Source organism: Cellulophaga baltica (assembly GCF_900102165.1).
Taxonomy (GTDB): Bacteria; Bacteroidota; Bacteroidia; order Flavobacteriales; family Flavobacteriaceae; genus Cellulophaga; species Cellulophaga baltica.
Genome location: NZ_FNBD01000012.1, coordinates 79373 through 95813, shown reverse-complemented (window position 1 = coordinate 95813; position 16441 = coordinate 79373). Strand labels below are relative to the sequence as shown.

The 16441-nt window shown below is 34.2% G+C and carries 16 protein-coding genes; 7 read left to right on the top strand and 9 right to left on the bottom strand.

The window, feature by feature from the left end:
- Window positions 1-111: 111 nt before the first annotated feature.
- The 3 genes from BLQ19_RS17440 to BLQ19_RS17430 all read left to right on the top strand — a co-directional run bounded on the left by BLQ19_RS17440 (window position 112) and on the right by BLQ19_RS17430 (window position 3575).
- The gene (locus BLQ19_RS17440; protein WP_025614451.1) at window positions 112-897 is read left to right on the top strand and encodes a carboxypeptidase-like regulatory domain-containing protein; all 786 of its coding nucleotides are present in this window, start codon (window positions 112-114) and stop codon (window positions 895-897) included.
- Window positions 898-973: 76 nt separating this feature from the next.
- Window positions 974-2665: an alpha-amylase family glycosyl hydrolase gene (locus BLQ19_RS17435; protein WP_074539191.1), complete on the top strand. Its 1692-nt coding sequence runs from the start codon at window positions 974-976 to the stop codon at window positions 2663-2665.
- Window positions 2666-2750: 85 nt separating this feature from the next.
- Window positions 2751-3575, top strand: coding sequence for a metallophosphoesterase (locus BLQ19_RS17430; protein ID WP_074539190.1), 825 nt, complete (start codon window positions 2751-2753; stop codon window positions 3573-3575).
- 17 nt (window positions 3576-3592) lie between these two features.
- Here BLQ19_RS17430 and BLQ19_RS17425 read toward each other — a convergent pair whose 3' ends face one another.
- Complete coding sequence (locus BLQ19_RS17425) at window positions 3593-4246, bottom strand: TrmH family RNA methyltransferase (protein ID WP_074539208.1); 654 nt, start codon at window positions 4244-4246, stop codon at window positions 3593-3595.
- Window positions 4247-4308: 62 nt separating this feature from the next.
- Between BLQ19_RS17425 and BLQ19_RS17420 the strand changes: the two genes are divergently transcribed.
- The 3 genes from BLQ19_RS17420 (at window position 4309) to purB (ending at window position 7008) form a co-directional block, all read left to right on the top strand.
- Entirely contained in the window at window positions 4309-5010 is a 702-nt protein-coding gene (locus BLQ19_RS17420) for an SIR2 family NAD-dependent protein deacylase (protein ID WP_024479859.1), read from the top strand.
- The gene (locus BLQ19_RS17415) at window positions 5010-5570 is read left to right on the top strand and encodes a hypothetical protein (RefSeq protein WP_034667226.1); all 561 of its coding nucleotides are present in this window, start codon (window positions 5010-5012) and stop codon (window positions 5568-5570) included. Before BLQ19_RS17420 ends, BLQ19_RS17415 begins: the two co-directional genes overlap by 1 nt.
- Window positions 5571-5664: 94 nt before the next feature.
- The gene (gene purB / locus BLQ19_RS17410; RefSeq protein ID WP_074539189.1) at window positions 5665-7008 is read left to right on the top strand and encodes an adenylosuccinate lyase; all 1344 of its coding nucleotides are present in this window, start codon (window positions 5665-5667) and stop codon (window positions 7006-7008) included.
- A gap of 69 nt (window positions 7009-7077) precedes the next feature.
- On the opposite strand, the gene BLQ19_RS17405 is transcribed toward purB, so the two are convergent.
- From BLQ19_RS17405 to BLQ19_RS17380, 6 genes are all read right to left on the bottom strand, one after another.
- Window positions 7078-7920, bottom strand: coding sequence for a mechanosensitive ion channel family protein (locus BLQ19_RS17405; protein ID WP_074539188.1), 843 nt, complete (start codon window positions 7918-7920; stop codon window positions 7078-7080).
- A 165-nt stretch (window positions 7921-8085) separates the two neighbouring features.
- Window positions 8086-8622: a GFO_1091 family lipoprotein gene (locus tag BLQ19_RS17400; RefSeq protein ID WP_025614444.1), complete on the bottom strand. Its 537-nt coding sequence runs from the start codon at window positions 8620-8622 to the stop codon at window positions 8086-8088.
- Between the two features lie 59 nt (window positions 8623-8681).
- Window positions 8682-9227, bottom strand: a complete 546-nt coding sequence (locus tag BLQ19_RS17395; RefSeq protein WP_034667229.1) for a GFO_1090 family protein — start codon at window positions 9225-9227, stop codon at window positions 8682-8684.
- A gap of 28 nt (window positions 9228-9255) precedes the next feature.
- The gene (locus BLQ19_RS17390; RefSeq protein ID WP_024479853.1) at window positions 9256-9798 is read right to left on the bottom strand and encodes a GFO_1090 family protein; all 543 of its coding nucleotides are present in this window, start codon (window positions 9796-9798) and stop codon (window positions 9256-9258) included.
- A 10-nt stretch (window positions 9799-9808) separates the two neighbouring features.
- Window positions 9809-10243 (bottom strand): PG0215 family putative anti-sigma factor, encoded by a 435-nt coding sequence (locus tag BLQ19_RS17385; protein WP_074539187.1) that lies wholly within the window; start codon window positions 10241-10243, stop codon window positions 9809-9811.
- On the bottom strand, window positions 10230-10739 hold the full coding sequence (locus tag BLQ19_RS17380) for a GFO_1088 family ECF-type sigma factor (RefSeq protein WP_024479851.1): 510 nt from the start codon (window positions 10737-10739) through the stop codon (window positions 10230-10232). The genes BLQ19_RS17385 and BLQ19_RS17380 overlap by 14 nt, the downstream gene beginning before the upstream one ends.
- A 210-nt stretch (window positions 10740-10949) precedes the next feature.
- On the opposite strand from BLQ19_RS17380, the gene BLQ19_RS17375 reads away from it, so the two are divergent.
- Complete coding sequence (locus BLQ19_RS17375; protein ID WP_074539186.1) at window positions 10950-12437, top strand: GFO_1087 family putative carboxy terminal peptidase; 1488 nt, start codon at window positions 10950-10952, stop codon at window positions 12435-12437.
- 82 nt (window positions 12438-12519) lie between these two features.
- On the opposite strand, the gene BLQ19_RS17370 is transcribed toward BLQ19_RS17375, so the two are convergent.
- Both BLQ19_RS17370 and BLQ19_RS17365 read right to left on the bottom strand, forming a co-directional pair.
- On the bottom strand, window positions 12520-14421 hold the full coding sequence (locus BLQ19_RS17370) for a DUF5011 domain-containing protein (RefSeq protein ID WP_074539185.1): 1902 nt from the start codon (window positions 14419-14421) through the stop codon (window positions 12520-12522).
- Window positions 14422-14550: 129 nt separating this feature from the next.
- Window positions 14551-16410, bottom strand: coding sequence for a TonB-dependent receptor plug domain-containing protein (locus BLQ19_RS17365; RefSeq protein WP_074539184.1), 1860 nt, complete (start codon window positions 16408-16410; stop codon window positions 14551-14553).
- Between the last annotated feature and the right edge of the window lie 31 nt (window positions 16411-16441).

Sequence of the window (16441 nt, the reverse complement as noted above, 5' to 3'; positions counted from 1 at the left end):
TTGTTTAGTATTTTAGGCCTTTCTTTGTCAAACGTAATAAACATCATAGACACTGTAATATTGCAGTTTTTAAAGTGAATTACATCTGACGCCTTAAACCCTATTTTTCAGATGAAGAACAACCTTATTTACCTATTTATATTTGCCTTTGTAACTCTTGGCTTTTCTCAAGAAGATGAGGATGAGAATCAAAAAAATGAATTCTTAAAAGCTATTGTGGTAAATGCACAAGATGGCTCTTTAATGGAAAGCGTACACGTGGTAAACTTAAACCAAGTCGTAGGCACCATCACTAGCGAAAAAGGGGAATTCAACATTCGCGCTACTGCTAATGATACTTTATATTTTAGTTACTTAGGCTTTAAATCTCAAAAAGTACGCGTCACTAATGACATGTTGAAATTTAAGGATACCAAAATTACCTTAACAGAGTTAGCATACGCTTTAGAAGAAGTTATTGTTACCTCTTATGATTTAACAGGCTACTTAGAAATTGATGTAAAAAACCTACCTTTAAATGACTCTTATCAATATAGTATTTCTGGACTTAACACGAGCTATGAAGCCGGAAAAAAGAATCCGAGTGCTGTAACTAAAGTATTAGGAGCTATTCTCAATCCCGCAGATTTACTTCGGAATTTATTTGGAAAAAAGCCGAATCAGATGAGAAAGCTTAGAAAAGTTAAAGAAGATGATGCCATAAAAGATTTATTGGCTTCTAAGTTTGATAGAGAAACATTAATGGAACTTCTACAAATAGAAAAAGTAGACATTGAAGACATTTTAAACAATTGTAACTATTCAAAATCTTTCATAGCAACAGCTAATGATTTACAGATTTTAGATGCCATAAGTGGATGCTACGAAGACTACAAGGTTTTAAATCGTAAGAAATAATTTTTGAGCTCTTTGTATTCTAAATAAATTTTCTATTTCCATTATCATTTTATAGCTTTATCAAAAATAAATGATGATGAATAAAGGCCTGCTATTGCTATTAGGATTTGCTCTTTTTACCTCTTGCAAAGAAGAAAAAAAAACTCCTTCACCAGAACAATCAAGCACTGTAGAAAATAGCATAGTCACCCCTAAGAAAAAACCATTTGTATGGGAGGGCGCTAATATTTATTTTTTACTTACCGATCGTTTTAACAACGGAGATACCACTAATGATATCAATTTTGAAAGAACAGAAGAAACCGGAGTTCTTAGAGGTTTCATGGGAGGCGATTTAAAAGGAATTACCGCAAAAATAGAAGAAGGGTACTTTACGAAATTAGGAATCAATGCCATTTGGTTTACTCCTGTAGTAGAACAAATACATGGCGCTACAGATGAAGGCACTGGAAATAGCTATGGTTACCACGGGTATTGGACCAAAGATTGGACGGCACTAGACCCAAATTTTGGTACCCGGGATGATTTAGAAACAATGGTAAAAACTGCGCATAAAAACGGAATTCGCGTTTTGATGGATGTAGTTTTAAACCATACGGGACCTGTTACAGAAATTGACCCTGTATGGCCAGAAGAATGGGTACGTACATCTCCTACCTGTACTTTTGAAAACTACGAAACAACTACCGCCTGCACCTTAGTTAACAACTTACCAGATATTAAAACAGAAAGTGATGAAGAAGTTGCTCTTCCTGATCATTTGCTTGCCAAATGGAAAGAAGAAGGCCGTTTAAGCTCTGAGTTAGATGAATTAGATTTATTTTTTAAACGCTCTGGTTGTTCTAGAAGCTCAAAAGCTTACATCACAAAATGGTTAACAGATTATGTAAATGATTTTGGTATTGATGGCTTTAGAGTAGATACTGTAAAACATGCAGACGAAAGTGCCTGGAGCGAACTTTACAAACAAGCTTCTATTGCTTTTGATACTTGGAAAAGAAAAAACCCAGATGCTGTTTTAGATGACAATCCTTTTTATATGGTTGGGGAAGTATATAACTACGGCATTTCTAGTGGCAGAGCATATGATTTTGGCGACAAAAAAGTAGATTATTACAATGCCGGTTTTAAAAGTTTAATCAATTTTGAACTTAAGACCGATGCTAAGAAAGATTATGAGACTATTTTCAAAAAATACAACACACTTCTACAATCTAAACTATACGGAAAAAGTGTCGTAAATTATTTAACCTCACATGATGATGGTAGTCCTTTTGACAAAGAACGCAAGGACCCGTACCATGCAGCTAATGTATTATTACTTACTCCAGGAGCTTCTCAAGTGTACTATGGTGATGAATCTTCTAGAAACTTAACCATAGAAGGCACCCAAGGTGATGCTACATTACGTTCTTACATGAATTGGAATGAAATTGACAGCGTTCCTGAAACAAAAAAAATATTAGCTCACTGGCAAAAACTAGGTACATTTAGAGCAAACCACCCTGCTGTTGGTGCTGGTACCCATAAGGTACTTTCTAAGGCTCCATATGTTTTTGAAAGAACGTATACGAATAGCCAGTATAAGGATAAAGTTGTCGTGGGCTTAAACCTTCCTAAAGGGAAAAAATCCCTACCCGTAAAAGGGTTTTTTGGTGATGCTACAAAATTACACGAAGCATATTCTGACACTTTTGTTGTTGTAAAAAATGGTAAGGTAGAGCTAGAGAACGAATTTGATATTGCACTATTAGAATTGGTGGAATAGATAGTATACTAAAACTTTATTAAATGAGCATTTTCTTTTTATAGAATAGGGTTTCTTTGCAGCGTAGTATTATTTCTAGCAAACCATGCATATCAAAAGAAGAGTGTTCATAAAAAATCTAATTCTAGGATTTTTAGGTCTTATTGGCTTTATTTATTTAGATAGTTTTTGGATTGAAAAATATATTATAGATTGGAACACGCATGATTTAAGTGACGGCGCTAAGCATAAAATTAAGATAATCCAATTGTCTGATTTACATTTAAAAGAGATCAAGTATTTTCATAAAACCATAGCCGAGAAAATTAATACCGAAAAACCAGATATTGTAGTGTTTACCGGCGATACTATTTCTAGAAAAAACACCTATCATATTTTAGAACAATTCCTTAAGCTTATTGATCCAGAAATATTTAAAATAGCAATCCTTGGAAATAAAGAATATGATGCTAAAGTAGCCATGCCACTTTTTAAAGCTACTTTTAAAAAGTACAACGGCATTGTCCTAATCAATGAAAACTATGCTTTCTTAAAAGACAAAAGAGTCATAAACATTATAGGTATTGACGATTTTCTAAGAGGATCTTCTAATTTTAAAACGGCAATTCATCATATAGATACACAATTAGACACCATAGTACTCAACCATTGCCCAGCATATACAGATGTTATTGATGCTCTGAATAGTGAAGAGAACTTAAAAATTAAAGTTGTCTTATCTGGCCACACCCACGGAGGACAAATAACATTTTTTGGTATTCCATTTTATACTCCTGGCGGTAGCGGAGATTACGTAAAGGGTTGGTATCAAAAAACAACTACAAAAATGTATGTCTCTAAAGGCATAGGTACCACCGCACTTCCTATTCGTTTTTTTGCCCGAGCAGAAGCATCAATCTTTTATGTGTAGCAAATTAAATTTTGAACTCATGTGTCCTCCGAATACCGGGATAAGACCCCATCAATACTCTTAATCGATTTTTTTGCCCAATCTATCTGCTTTATAATTTTCTCATCATCGGTAAGCTGCCACTCAGCGCATTCTTTTTTTAATTTAGTAGTTAAGCTTTGTAAGATGATGGCCGCTGAAACCGAAATATTTAAGCTCTCCGTAAAACCCACCATTGGTATTTTCAAAAACCCGTCGGCTTTTTCCAAAACTTCATCACTTAAACCTTTTTTTTCTGTTCCAAAAAACAAGGCTGTTTTACCATCAAAATCAAAATCATCTAACAAACAGGAATCGTTATGCGGCGTTGTTGCTATTATTTTATACCCTTCTTTTTTTAACGCATCTATACAAGTGCTTGTACTTTCATACCTATGTATATCTACCCACTTTTGCGCGCCCATAGCTATTTGCACATCCAATTGGTCTCCATACTTACGTTCGATAAGATGGGCAGACTGAATTCCGAATATATCGCAACTACGAATAACAGCACTGGTATTGTGCATTTGAAACACGTCTTCAATAGCCACCGTAATTTTATAGGTACGTTCTTCCAAGATCTGAAGAAAGCGTTCTTTACGTTCTTCAGATATAAATTCTTCTAAATATTTTAAAAGTTTTAAATCAATCATAAATCGAAGATAATAAAAATCTAAAATTGTATATTTTTATAATCAAATTCGTACATGATATGAAAAAAATTGTTGTTTTAACAGGTGCGGGAATAAGCGCAGAAAGTGGCATTCAAACTTTTAGAGATGCAGATGGCCTTTGGGAGGGTTATGACGTAATGGAAGTTGCTTCTCCCCAAGGTTTTGAAAAAAACCCTAAACTCGTCTTAGATTTTTACAACCAGCGTAGAAAACAACTTTTAAAGGTAGCACCGAATGAGGCACACCTAGCATTAAAAAATCTTGAAGAGTATTTTGAGACCACCATAATTACTCAGAATATTGATGACTTGCATGAAAGAGCTGGCAGCAAAGCTATAATTCATTTACACGGGGAGCTGCTTAAAGTTAGAAGCACCAAGATTTCTAGAATTGGAGCTCCAGTAATACTAGACTGGAAAAAAGATTTAAAAATAGGCGACAAATGTATTAATGGGCATCAGCTACGACCACATATTGTTTGGTTTGGCGAAGCAGTGCCTTTGCTTGATAGGGCTATCGAAATTACCCAAGAAGCAGATATTTTAATCATCATTGGCACTTCTATGCAAGTGTATCCAGCTGCTAGTCTTGTCAATTTTATAAAAGATGACACCCCTATCTACTTTGTTGACCCTAGACCTAGTATCTCCAAAAATGCATTTAACAACTTAACTATTATTGAAAAAACTGCTGTAGAAGGAATACCAGAACTAGTAACTCAATTAATAAAAACAAATTAATGACTACGCAAGAGCTCTATACTTCTTTAAATTACGTGAATCACTCTAGAGAAAAAAGAGCTGAAATGGCTGGGCTAATTTCCAATAATCCTGAATTAATTACGCCATTATTAAAAGTAGCCTTTACTATTAACGACCCAATATCTTGCAAAGCCTGTTGGGTTTTAGAATTTACAGCCAAGGAAAACTTGCCCTTTATTTTTCCGCATTTAGACACTTTTGCCAAGAACCTAACCAGCGTACATTTAGACTCAGCAGTACGTCCTATGGCAAAAATCTGCGAATACTTAACCAAAAGTTATTTTTCAAAGACTCCAAATACAACTCAAGACGCCTTGAGTACAAAGCATCTTGAAAAAATTACTGCAGCATGCTTTGATTGGCTCATTACTGATCAAAAAGTAGCAGCACAAGCATATGCTATGACAAGTTTACTGTTAATGGCTAAAAAATTTAAATGGATTTTACCCGAGTTAAAAATCATTCTAGAACAAAACTACTCAAAAGGGAGTGCCGCATACAAAGCCAGAGCTAGACTCACCTTAGCCAAAATAAAATAGATCAAATCCATGTATTTATTTACTTGTTAGCTTTTTAGGTGCTTAAGGAATCCCTATATTTGCCGCTTCTATAAAACCAATCAATTTCTATAAAATGTCTTTAAACAAACTGAATGCGATTTCTCCGATAGACGGTCGTTACAGAAACAAAGTTGAAAATTTAGCTGATTATTTTTCTGAAGAAGCATTAATAAAGTATCGAGTTCGTGTAGAAATCGAGTATTTCATTGCTTTATGCGAAATTCCATTACCACAACTTTCTAGTTTTGATACTTCTAAATTTGAGGCATTAAGAGAAATCTATACTAATTTTTCTTCTGACGATGCTTTAGCCATTAAAGAGATTGAAAAAACAACCAACCACGACGTTAAAGCTGTTGAATATTTTATCAAAAATAAATTTGACGGATTAGGACTTCAAGCTTATAAAGAGTTTATCCATTTTGGTTTAACCTCTCAAGATATTAATAACACTGCCATTCCTCTTTCTTTAAAAGAAGCCATGAATGATGTGTATGTACCGCAATATTTTGAAGTTTTAGAAGAACTAGAAGCCTTAGCTTCAGAATGGAAAGCAATACCTATGTTGGCCCGTACTCACGGACAACCAGCCTCTCCTACCCGTTTAGGGAAAGAAATTCAGGTATATGTGGTACGTTTAAAAGAACAATTTAATTTACTGAATGATATTCCTAGTGCTGCAAAATTTGGCGGGGCTACAGGTAATTACAACGCACATAAGGTAGCATATCCTACTATTAACTGGCAAGAATTTGGACAAGAATTTGTACAAGAGAAACTAGGACTCTACCACTCTTTTCCTACAACTCAAATTGAGCATTACGACCATATGGCGGCTTTGTTTGATACGTTAAAAAGAATAAATACTATTATTCTTGACTTAGATCGTGATTTCTGGACCTACGTATCGATGGATTACTTTAAACAAAAAATTAAAGCAGGTGAAGTAGGTTCTTCTGCTATGCCACATAAAGTTAACCCAATAGATTTTGAAAACTCTGAAGGTAACTTAGGAATTGCGAATGCTATTTTTGAGCATTTATCGGCTAAACTTCCTGTTTCTAGATTACAACGCGATTTAACGGATAGTACGGTCCTAAGAAACATTGGTGTGCCTTTTGCACATACCATGATTGCTTTTCAATCTACCTTAAAAGGCTTAAGTAAGTTATTGCTGAATAAAGAAAAGTTTGAACAAGACCTGGAGAACAACTGGGCTGTAGTTGCAGAGGCTATACAAACCATTTTAAGACGTGAGGCATATCCAAATCCATATGAAGCATTAAAAGGGCTTACAAGAACTAATGAAAAGATAAATCAGCAATCTATTGCTAACTTTATTGATACTCTTGAGGTGCCTGATGCTATTAAGGCAGAATTAAAAGTAATTACACCAAGTAATTACACTGGCATTTAATAACTAGTGTCACTATAAAATTAAAAAGACCGCAAATTGCGGTCTTTTTTTATGCTTATAAGTATTTAATTACTTATTAATTTGAACTTCGTGTGGGTAAGGAATTTCAATCTTAGCTTTGTCAAGAGCCAATTTAGAACCTTCTATAGTTGCAAAGTATACATCCCAGTAATCTTCTGGCTTACAGTAAGGTCTTACCGCCAAATTCACAGAGCTATCTGCTAAGGCTTCTACATTTACTGAAGGAGCAGGATCTTTTAAAACCAAAGGGTTTGCCACAAGCATTTCTAAAAGCACTTCTTTTGCTTTCTTCATATCTTCTCCATATCCTATACCTACAGTGGTATCTACACGCATTTTGCCTTCTGCGGTATAGTTAATGATATTACCATTTGCCATTGCCCCATTAGGTACAATTGCCAATTTATTTTGAGGCGTGATTAATTTAGTGGTAAAAATTTCAATTTCTTTTACATTTCCTAAGACCCCCTGTGCCTCTACTAAATCACCGATTTTATAAGGTTTAAAAATCATTATAAGAACACCACCGGCAAAGTTAGAGAGTGATCCTTGTAATGCTAAACCTACCGCTAAACCAGCCGCCGCAAGAATGGCTGCAAAACTTGTCGTTTCTACACCCAGTTTTGAAATCACCATAATGATTAAAAAGATTTTTAATCCCCATGACAAAAGGTTTAACAAAAAGCTTTGTAATGATTCGTCGTAGTTTCCTTTATTCAATACTTTTCTAACCGCTCCAATAAGCTTCTTTATAACCCATGAACCAATTAAATAAATAGCTATGGCTCCTAAAATTTTTGGCCCATAATCTGTTACAAAATCAATTCCTTTAGCCATCCATAAGTCAGCCGTTCCTGCAGTCTCGGTAATAATTTCTGCACTTTCTTCCATAATTGTAATTAGTGTTTAAATAATAATTCGTTAATAGTTACTGGCAAATTACGGATAATCAGTCAAAAAAATATCTATTAGCGTTAAAACATTTATCATTAGCATCAAAAAACCTCTTCATCTACATATTTTAGACAAAGAGGCTCCCCTTTTTTTAATTATTTTCTATTTGAAGGCACCTAGCAAACCTTCTAACTGTTTGCCATCAAAATTAGATTTCTCCATCGCTTTTATTAATTGCATTAAGTTAGCGGGGTTCATATTATCGCCTAAAACGCGCACTAAAACAAACCCCTTATCATCGGTATCACCATAAATAATAACCTCATCTATAGCATCATCATCTCCTAAAAATTTAATAGAACCTTTACCGTAACTGGTATTCAACTTCATTAACTCTTGATACTTATCATTTTTTAAAATAGCTTTTACTTTTGCTTTCTCTGCTACGTAATCAGCTGCATTTTCTAAGGTTTTTTTAAAAGCCAATACATTCAACTTTTTAAGAGAAGTATATGCTTTCTTCTGCTCCGGAGTTAGCTCTACCTGGTCTATATTCAAAAGGCTTGCTGGTAAATCAAAAGATAGGAAATTCGGATTCTCTGCATTATCTACATAATACTCCTGCAGACTTTGTGTGGAGGAACAACTAAAAAATAGCAGAACCCATGCTATTACGAGACTAAACTTTACATTTTTCATTTTATTATAATTAAAGAAAACAGCATTTGGCGCACCAAATGCTGTTTTTTATTATTGAATTATTTTGCTTTCCCTGCTTTATTTAATTCTTTCGGCAAATTCATTTTATTAGTCAAAGCACCAATTTTATTCAGATCAATATCTCCTGTAATAGACACTAAAACAGTCTCTATATTTCTACCGTTTAGGTCTGTTTTGACATTACCTATACCGGTTACAAACATTAATAACTCTTTTACATGATCTGCATCTCTACCTTCTCTAATAAAAAATTTCACATTAACATCTTCGTCTTTTACACGCATCAACTCTTCCATCTTAGAAGATTTTAAATACTTTTTAACGGTAGACCCCATTTCTAAAGATGCCGTCTTATCTTCCGTCATAAAGACTTTTAAACTCTTTACTCCTTTAGCGATATCCATAAAATCTTTGGCTTCTTGATCATGCTCATCTATTCCAAGAGAACTGACAAAATTGATCATACTTTTATTAACGATTACAGATGACACACGATCCATATCTTCATATTTGTCGAAGATAGATTGAGAAAATCCAAATAATGGTAAAATTGCGATTACTAAAAATAAACTGATTGTTTTCATGATTGATGATTTTTGATTGATTAATTAATTATTGATTTTTCTTACCTGCATTATTTAGTTCTTTCGGTAAGTTCATTTTACTTGTCAAGGAACCAATTTTATTTAAATCGATATCTCCTGTTAAAGAAAGCAGTACTGTTTCTACATTTCTACCTCCTGCTTGTATGTTTTTTACGCCGGTAACAAACATAAGTAACTCACTTACGTGGTCATCATCTTTACCTGCTTTGATATAAAATTTTACGTTTGCATCTTTATCTTTTACACGCATTAGCTCTTCCATTGAAGAAGATTTCAAATATTTCGCTACGTTTACAGCCATATCTGCTCCTACTGCTTTGTCTTCTGTGGTAAAAACTTTAAGACTACTTACGCTCTTGGCGATATCCATAAAATCTTTAGCATCTGGATCATCTACTTCTACATCTATCTTACTTAAAAGATTAAACATGCTTTTGTTCACAATTACAGCAGATACATTATCAGAATCCTCGTATTTATCAAATAAGGACTGCGAAAAACCTATAAAAGGGGTAACGGCTAGGAATAATAGTATAAGGGACTTTTTCATGATTTTTTTTTTAATTATTGTTGTAAATTTTTTGTTTTGCTTGTTCAAACTCTTTTAAATAGGCTATCTTTTCTTTTCCTTTATTAAAGTTTTGTGCCAATAAATTCAAAGCTTTTTTTGTTTCTTGGTAGGCATATGCTGCTTGCTCTTTTTCTATACGTTGTTGCTCCATATAATTAGTACCTAAATACAAACCCAATAATAGCATGGCTACTGCTGCTGCCGAAAACCACTTGGCTTTTGATTTCTTTTGCTGTAAAGGTATTTGTTTGGTAAATTTTTCTTCTTTAGCATTTGTAAGATGCGTAAACATCGGGGCATATTGTTGATGCTCTGAATGTATAGGCCCATTTACAAAATAGTCTTTCAATGCTTTCTCTTCTGCTATAGTTGTTTCTGCATTAAAGTATTTTTCTAGTATGTTATTTATATTATCCAATTCCATAACTGTGTTTTTCTACTAATTTTTCTCTTACTGTTTTTCTAGCTCTTGACAAGGCCACCCGTATTGCGGTAGGCTGCATGTCTAACATTTTCGCTATTTCGTCATAATCATACTCTTCTACATCTCGCAATTGTAATACCAGTTTTTGTTGTTCTGGCAACTCTTCCATAATTTTTTCTACCCATGATATACTATCCTTGGCTTCGACTTGCTTCTGTAACGATGTATTATCATCCGTATAATTACTGTGAACTAATTTCAAATTTCCTGCTTGCTTCGACTTTAATCGGTCTAAGCAAAAATTCTTAGTCATGGTCATGGCAAAAGCTTCTACGTTTTTATATTCTTCAATAGCAGAATTTTTTGTCCATAACTTCAGTAATATTTCTTGAGTTGCATCCTCTGCTTCCTCTGTGGAAACCAACAATCTTTTGGCTAACCGAAAGAGTTTGTCTTTAAAAGGCATCACAACATTTAAAAATTCTACCTGTTTCATTGTGGTTGGGTTGTTGTAAACCAGTATTAAGTGGTTTATACTAGGAAGACGAAGTATAACGAATTTTGTTACAAATAATTTCTTTTATTTTTTAGATGTGTTTATTTTAGTGCCATAATATTAAGATACAAACGGCTTTTATAGGACTGCAAGAGGCATAATGTAGGATATACTTTGGTATAATTAGTGTTATATTTAAAGAAAAAAAATATGAAAAAGTTTCTCCTTTTGTTTTTAGGCCTAGGCCTATTTGCTGTTTCCTGTTCTGATAAAGATGATGAACCTTCAGAAATAGTTACTATAGAATTAAATAGTGAAGTGAATGATTTTGTTTGGAAGGCGATGAACTATTGGTACTATTGGCAACCGGAACAAGCAAATTTAGCTGACGATAGATTTGCCACGATAGATGAATTTTATAGTTTTTTAAATGGATACGGTGCTCCGGAAGATTTATATAATGCTGTAAAAGTACCACAAGATAGATTTAGCTTTATTTCAGATGACTATGATAATTTAATTAGCGCTTTAGGAGGTACTTCAACCACTACAGGGATTGAATTTACATTAACAAGGCTGCCTTCTGATAGTGGAAATGGAGTATTAGGAGTAGTTCGCTATGTTTGGGCTAATTCTGATGCTGCAACTAAAGGTATTAAAAGAGGTGATATTTTTTACGCCGTTAATGGTACCGAATTATTCGCAGATACGGATGCTGATGGATTTATAACTTCAAGTAATTTAGATTTACTAAGTGCTAGTACATTTACTTTAAACTTTGGAACTATAGAAGAAGAACTATTTACACCCAATGATGTAAATATAGAAGTGAATCGCTTAGAAATAACAGAAAACCCTATTTTGATTGCAAAAACTCTAGAAGTGAATGCTACAAAAATTGGCTATATAATGTATAACGGTTTTACTAGAGATAATGAAGATATTATTGATGATGCGTTTGCTAAAATAAAAACGGAAGGCGCTACGGAATTAGTTATCGATCTTAGATATAATCCTGGAGGCTCTACAGGAGTAGCTAATAGAATAGCCGCAAGAATTACAGGCCAATTTGCAGGACAACCCTTTATTGAATACATCTATAATTCAAAAAGAAATGGAAATTTCGGATCTACAGATCCTTTTGAATCTGATTATGAAAATACTCCATTAACGAGTTTGGGTCTAACAAAGGTATATGTTATCACTACTGGTGATACCGCTTCTGCTAGTGAATTGCTAATTAATAATTTAAAGCCATACATCACCGTAGTTCAGGTAGGTGAAACAACCGTTGGTAAAAATGAATTTTCTATAACACTCTTAGATAACACAGCACAAACATCCAATGGTTATCCTCCGTATGCGTATTACTCTCAGAGTGTTGGTTTAGATGGCGTAAATCCTAATCACAAATATGCATTACAACCTATATGTGGTACGTATGCAAATGCAGATGGATTTAATGATTTTGCATCTGGTCTAGAACCTGATATCGCTATAAATGAAACCTTAGGTAACCTAGGACAATTAGGTGATCTAGAAGAGCCTTTATTAGCCAAAGCAATAGAAGATATTACTGGAGTTACGAGTAAGAGCTTAAAAAGTGTTGTCCCTGAAAGTATGAAAACGGAATTTGTTGGCAGTTCATTAAGGTTGAAAAAATATAATGACATGGTTTTGATCCGAGATTTTAACTAATTTTCATTGAAAATAGAAATATGTAAACGGTTTGAATCACGATTCAAACCGTTTTTTATTGAAGTCTAATTCTCTAAAATTTTTAGTTATTCTCTCCAACGCCGCCACTTGCGTCTCCACCCACACCTGATGCACTATTGAAAACTCTCAATTCATAAGTATAAGTTCCTAATGGGAAAATAGGTGTTATAAAAGTTTCTTGGCTATTATCGCCAAATCCCAGAGTAGAAGAACTAACAGAATATTCTACACCATCAATTATGAAGTATGTAGTAGCTTGCAATCCACTAGCTCTAATTATAAAACTGGAAGGGTTATTAACAACTGTAACAGTACCTTGTGTTTGAATACCTCCAAATTCCTGAACATAAATAGATTGTGCAATCTTCCCATCAGAAAAAATGATGTTAGAAGCCTCATCTACGACCACCTCTATGGTATCTGAATCTTGAAGTCCATTACCGTCAAATACCGTTAAAGTTACTTGATAGGTACCTGCAGAAGTGAAAGGCCATGATGTATTGTCGCCGAAAGCTCCTGAAATTGGATTTGCAAAATCTCTAAAATTCCACTGGTAGGTTAGCGTATCACCGTCAGGATCAGACGAGCCAACACCACTAAAGCTTCTCGTTAAGGTTGTAGGATCATAATCTGTTAACAATTCTGCTACTGCCACTGGGGGTCTATTTCCTTGGGTTATTGTTAGCACTACAGTTCCTGTTGCTTCATTCCACATCCTACCATCATTTATGGTATAGGTAAATTCTGCAGTGCCTACATAACCTGGAGCAGGACTAAAACTAATTGTTGCCCCTGTAAAAGAAGCCGTACCCGCTTCCGTTGGAACAACACTCCCTATACGTACTATAGTAATTGGATCTGATTCAGGATCACTAGTAGCCTCCAAAACAGAAAAAATAGATGCTACTGTATTAGTACTAGTTCTAGTAATGTCATTCGCCGTTGGAGGCATATTACCATTAACATCACGAACAACATTTACCATACGAGAAGCCGTGGCAGTATTTCCATCATCATCAGAAACCGTATACACTACTTCATACATACCTTCTACTGTAGTATCAACTTGAGTGTCATCAACCACTATCTCAGAACTTATATCCCCATCAATATCATCTAGCGCCGTTGCACCCGCATCTTGATAGGTATCTCCCAGAAATACATCAAAAGGATTATCGCCTAAAATGGTAAGCTCCGGAGCCATAGTATCAATAATATCTTCAACTACCTCAAAGCTTAGTATAACATTACGTTCTTGATTGTTACTGTCTGTTAAAACAAAATTTATGGGTACTACCCCTAAAGTACTCGGTGTGAAATTTAGCGTATACGTCCCTGGAGTAATTTGAACATCCTCGTTTAAAACAACATTAGTTTCCGTATCGTTCTCTTTTAATTCTCCTTGGTCAGCCCCTAGCTGGTAATTTCGTACAAAGCTAATCCCGCTTTCTGTATCGTCTATTTCAAAATTGACAACAATAGCTACTGTTTTTCCAAGTTCTACCTGTGTAGCCGTGCTTGCAGCAGTCCATATGACAGAAACCTCATCAATAGTATACAGTAAGGTTTCCTCTTTTTCCATCCCAAAATTATCGGATGCTATAATTTTCACTTCATGGTCGCCCACACTTGTTCCTATATAAGATAGGCTTGTGGCGAGTGGATTCAAGGTGATTTTAGAATTAGGAGCTAGTAAAACTCCGTTCGCATCTACAAAATATCCTTCGCCATTATTAATACTATACGTAAATCCATAGCTTATCTCTTCTAAAACCTCTTCCGGAATAACTTCTATAGTGGTGGTCAGTAGTCCGTTTAGATATCCTTGATTGGTATTAGAGGTGATCAATTCAAATTCTACCTCCGTAAATAACCTTACTTCCTTAGTACACGAAATGCATAGGCCTACTAAAAGCACTAACATAAAAGCTTTACGGATCAATGGATGCTTTATAGCTTGCATAAGGTCTTGATATAGGTTGATTCTAGCATACGCTAAGGTCCTTAATATAACGAAATTTTTTCATCTTAATTGTAAACAGAAAAGGGTCAACAGTATTGTTGACCCTTTTCAATTAAAAATTTGAAAACCCTACAAATTCAAATTAAGTCCTAAACTAAAGTTTCTACCCAACGTAGTATATCCTACCGTTTCAACAAATTCTTCATTAAGTAAGTTTTGAGCATTTATAAAAACTCTCAATTTATTATTGATGAGTTGGTGACTTACATATAAATTCACCAGTGAAAACGAATCCAAACTAACGTCAGAAAAAGTACTAAAATCTGTATCTAAACGGTCTCCTGTATACGCATAACTTAACGACGCAAAAGTGGCATCAGAAAGTTGATAATTAAATGATGTGTTCACTTTATGCTTAGGGATACGTATTGCGTTATCTCCTTTACGTTCTGTAAAGGTATAATTAGCATTCCAAGTTAAATTTTCACATAAGCTCCAATCTAATTCGACCTCAACACCTTGCGCTTTAATAAAGCCATCTATATTTTCATATCCTTCACTTCCGTAAACAATTGTTTCATTTTCATCTCTATTAAAGTATAGCGCACTAAGCCTTAATTTATCATTTGCATATTCTAAACCTCCTTCAATAGTAGAATTCTCTTCAGGATTTAGCTCTGGATTAGCTCCAAAAAAACCAAATAATTGACTAAGTGATGGTGTAATGTACGATGTTGCATAAGACGATAAGACTTTAACATAGCCATTATCTAATTTATAACTGTACGATGGGTTTATATTATAGACCACATGAGAACCATATTCAGAATTATTATTAAAACGAGCACCTGCGTTTACATTTAATCCAAAAGGAGAAACATACACGATGTTAGCATAAGGATCCGTAATGGTTATTTTTTTAAGTTCTGAAAACTCTGATTCGTCTTGAATATAGTTTACTCCTAAAATGGTATAAAACTTATCATTAAAATTATATTTGTTGTAAACATCAACAGTATAATTATCTCCTTTAAAAGCTCCTGGGTAAGACCCCATATCTTCTGCATCATAATTTGAATACGCGGCGTTCATATTTATAGAACCATTTTCATTATAAGAAAACACAGAGGCTAAACCAACTCTTTCTTGCTTACTCTCATATAAAGGATTTGCAACAGTTCCAAAGCTTTCGTCATATGCTGTTTTTATTTTAGTCTGATTTCCATACACTTGAACTTTAAAGCTTTCTGAAAATTTGTATCCAATTTTTACATCAGTACTATAATCTGAATAGAAATCTTTTTCATCAGCAGAGCTTACAAAAGCAGAAAGTCCGTCTGAATATCTATTTGAAAAACCTACTGAATAATCAAACTTATTTAAAGTTCCGCTAACTTGCGCACTGTTTGAAAACCTTGACAAGTTATAATTTTGATCGTCTTTTGTTTGTTGCGTTTCTAGACTTGTTTGAAAATTTCCAGAGATCGCTTCATTTGATGCTTTCTTAGTCGTTATATTTATTACTGCAGTAGCTGCATTTGTACCGTAAAGCGTACTTGCTGCTCCTTTAATAATTTCAATAGATTCAATATTTGCCGTTGCTAATAATCTTAAATCATACTCTGAAGATGGTGAAGAAGGATTTGAAACACGAACGCCATCTATCACAATTAAAACTTGCTTACCGCGTCCACCTCTTGCAGAAACTCCAAGAACCGCACCATCTCTACCTCTACTTCCATTAATTTCAATACCACTTTTAGTATTAATAATTTCTACTACTGTCTTACCTTGGTTTTGAAGTAGTTCTTCCGCCGTTATTTTAATTACAGTTTTTCCAGAATTTTCACGTTTTAATTCAAATCGTGAGTCACTAATAACAACTTCATCTAATTTTTGAAGTTTCATAGATTCATTTGGCTCATCTTGAGCAGCTACACTTGTATATGCTAAAGCAATAGCACATAAACTTAAAAATTGTTTGTTCATTTCGTAAAAAATCGAATAAACGGGAGAATAG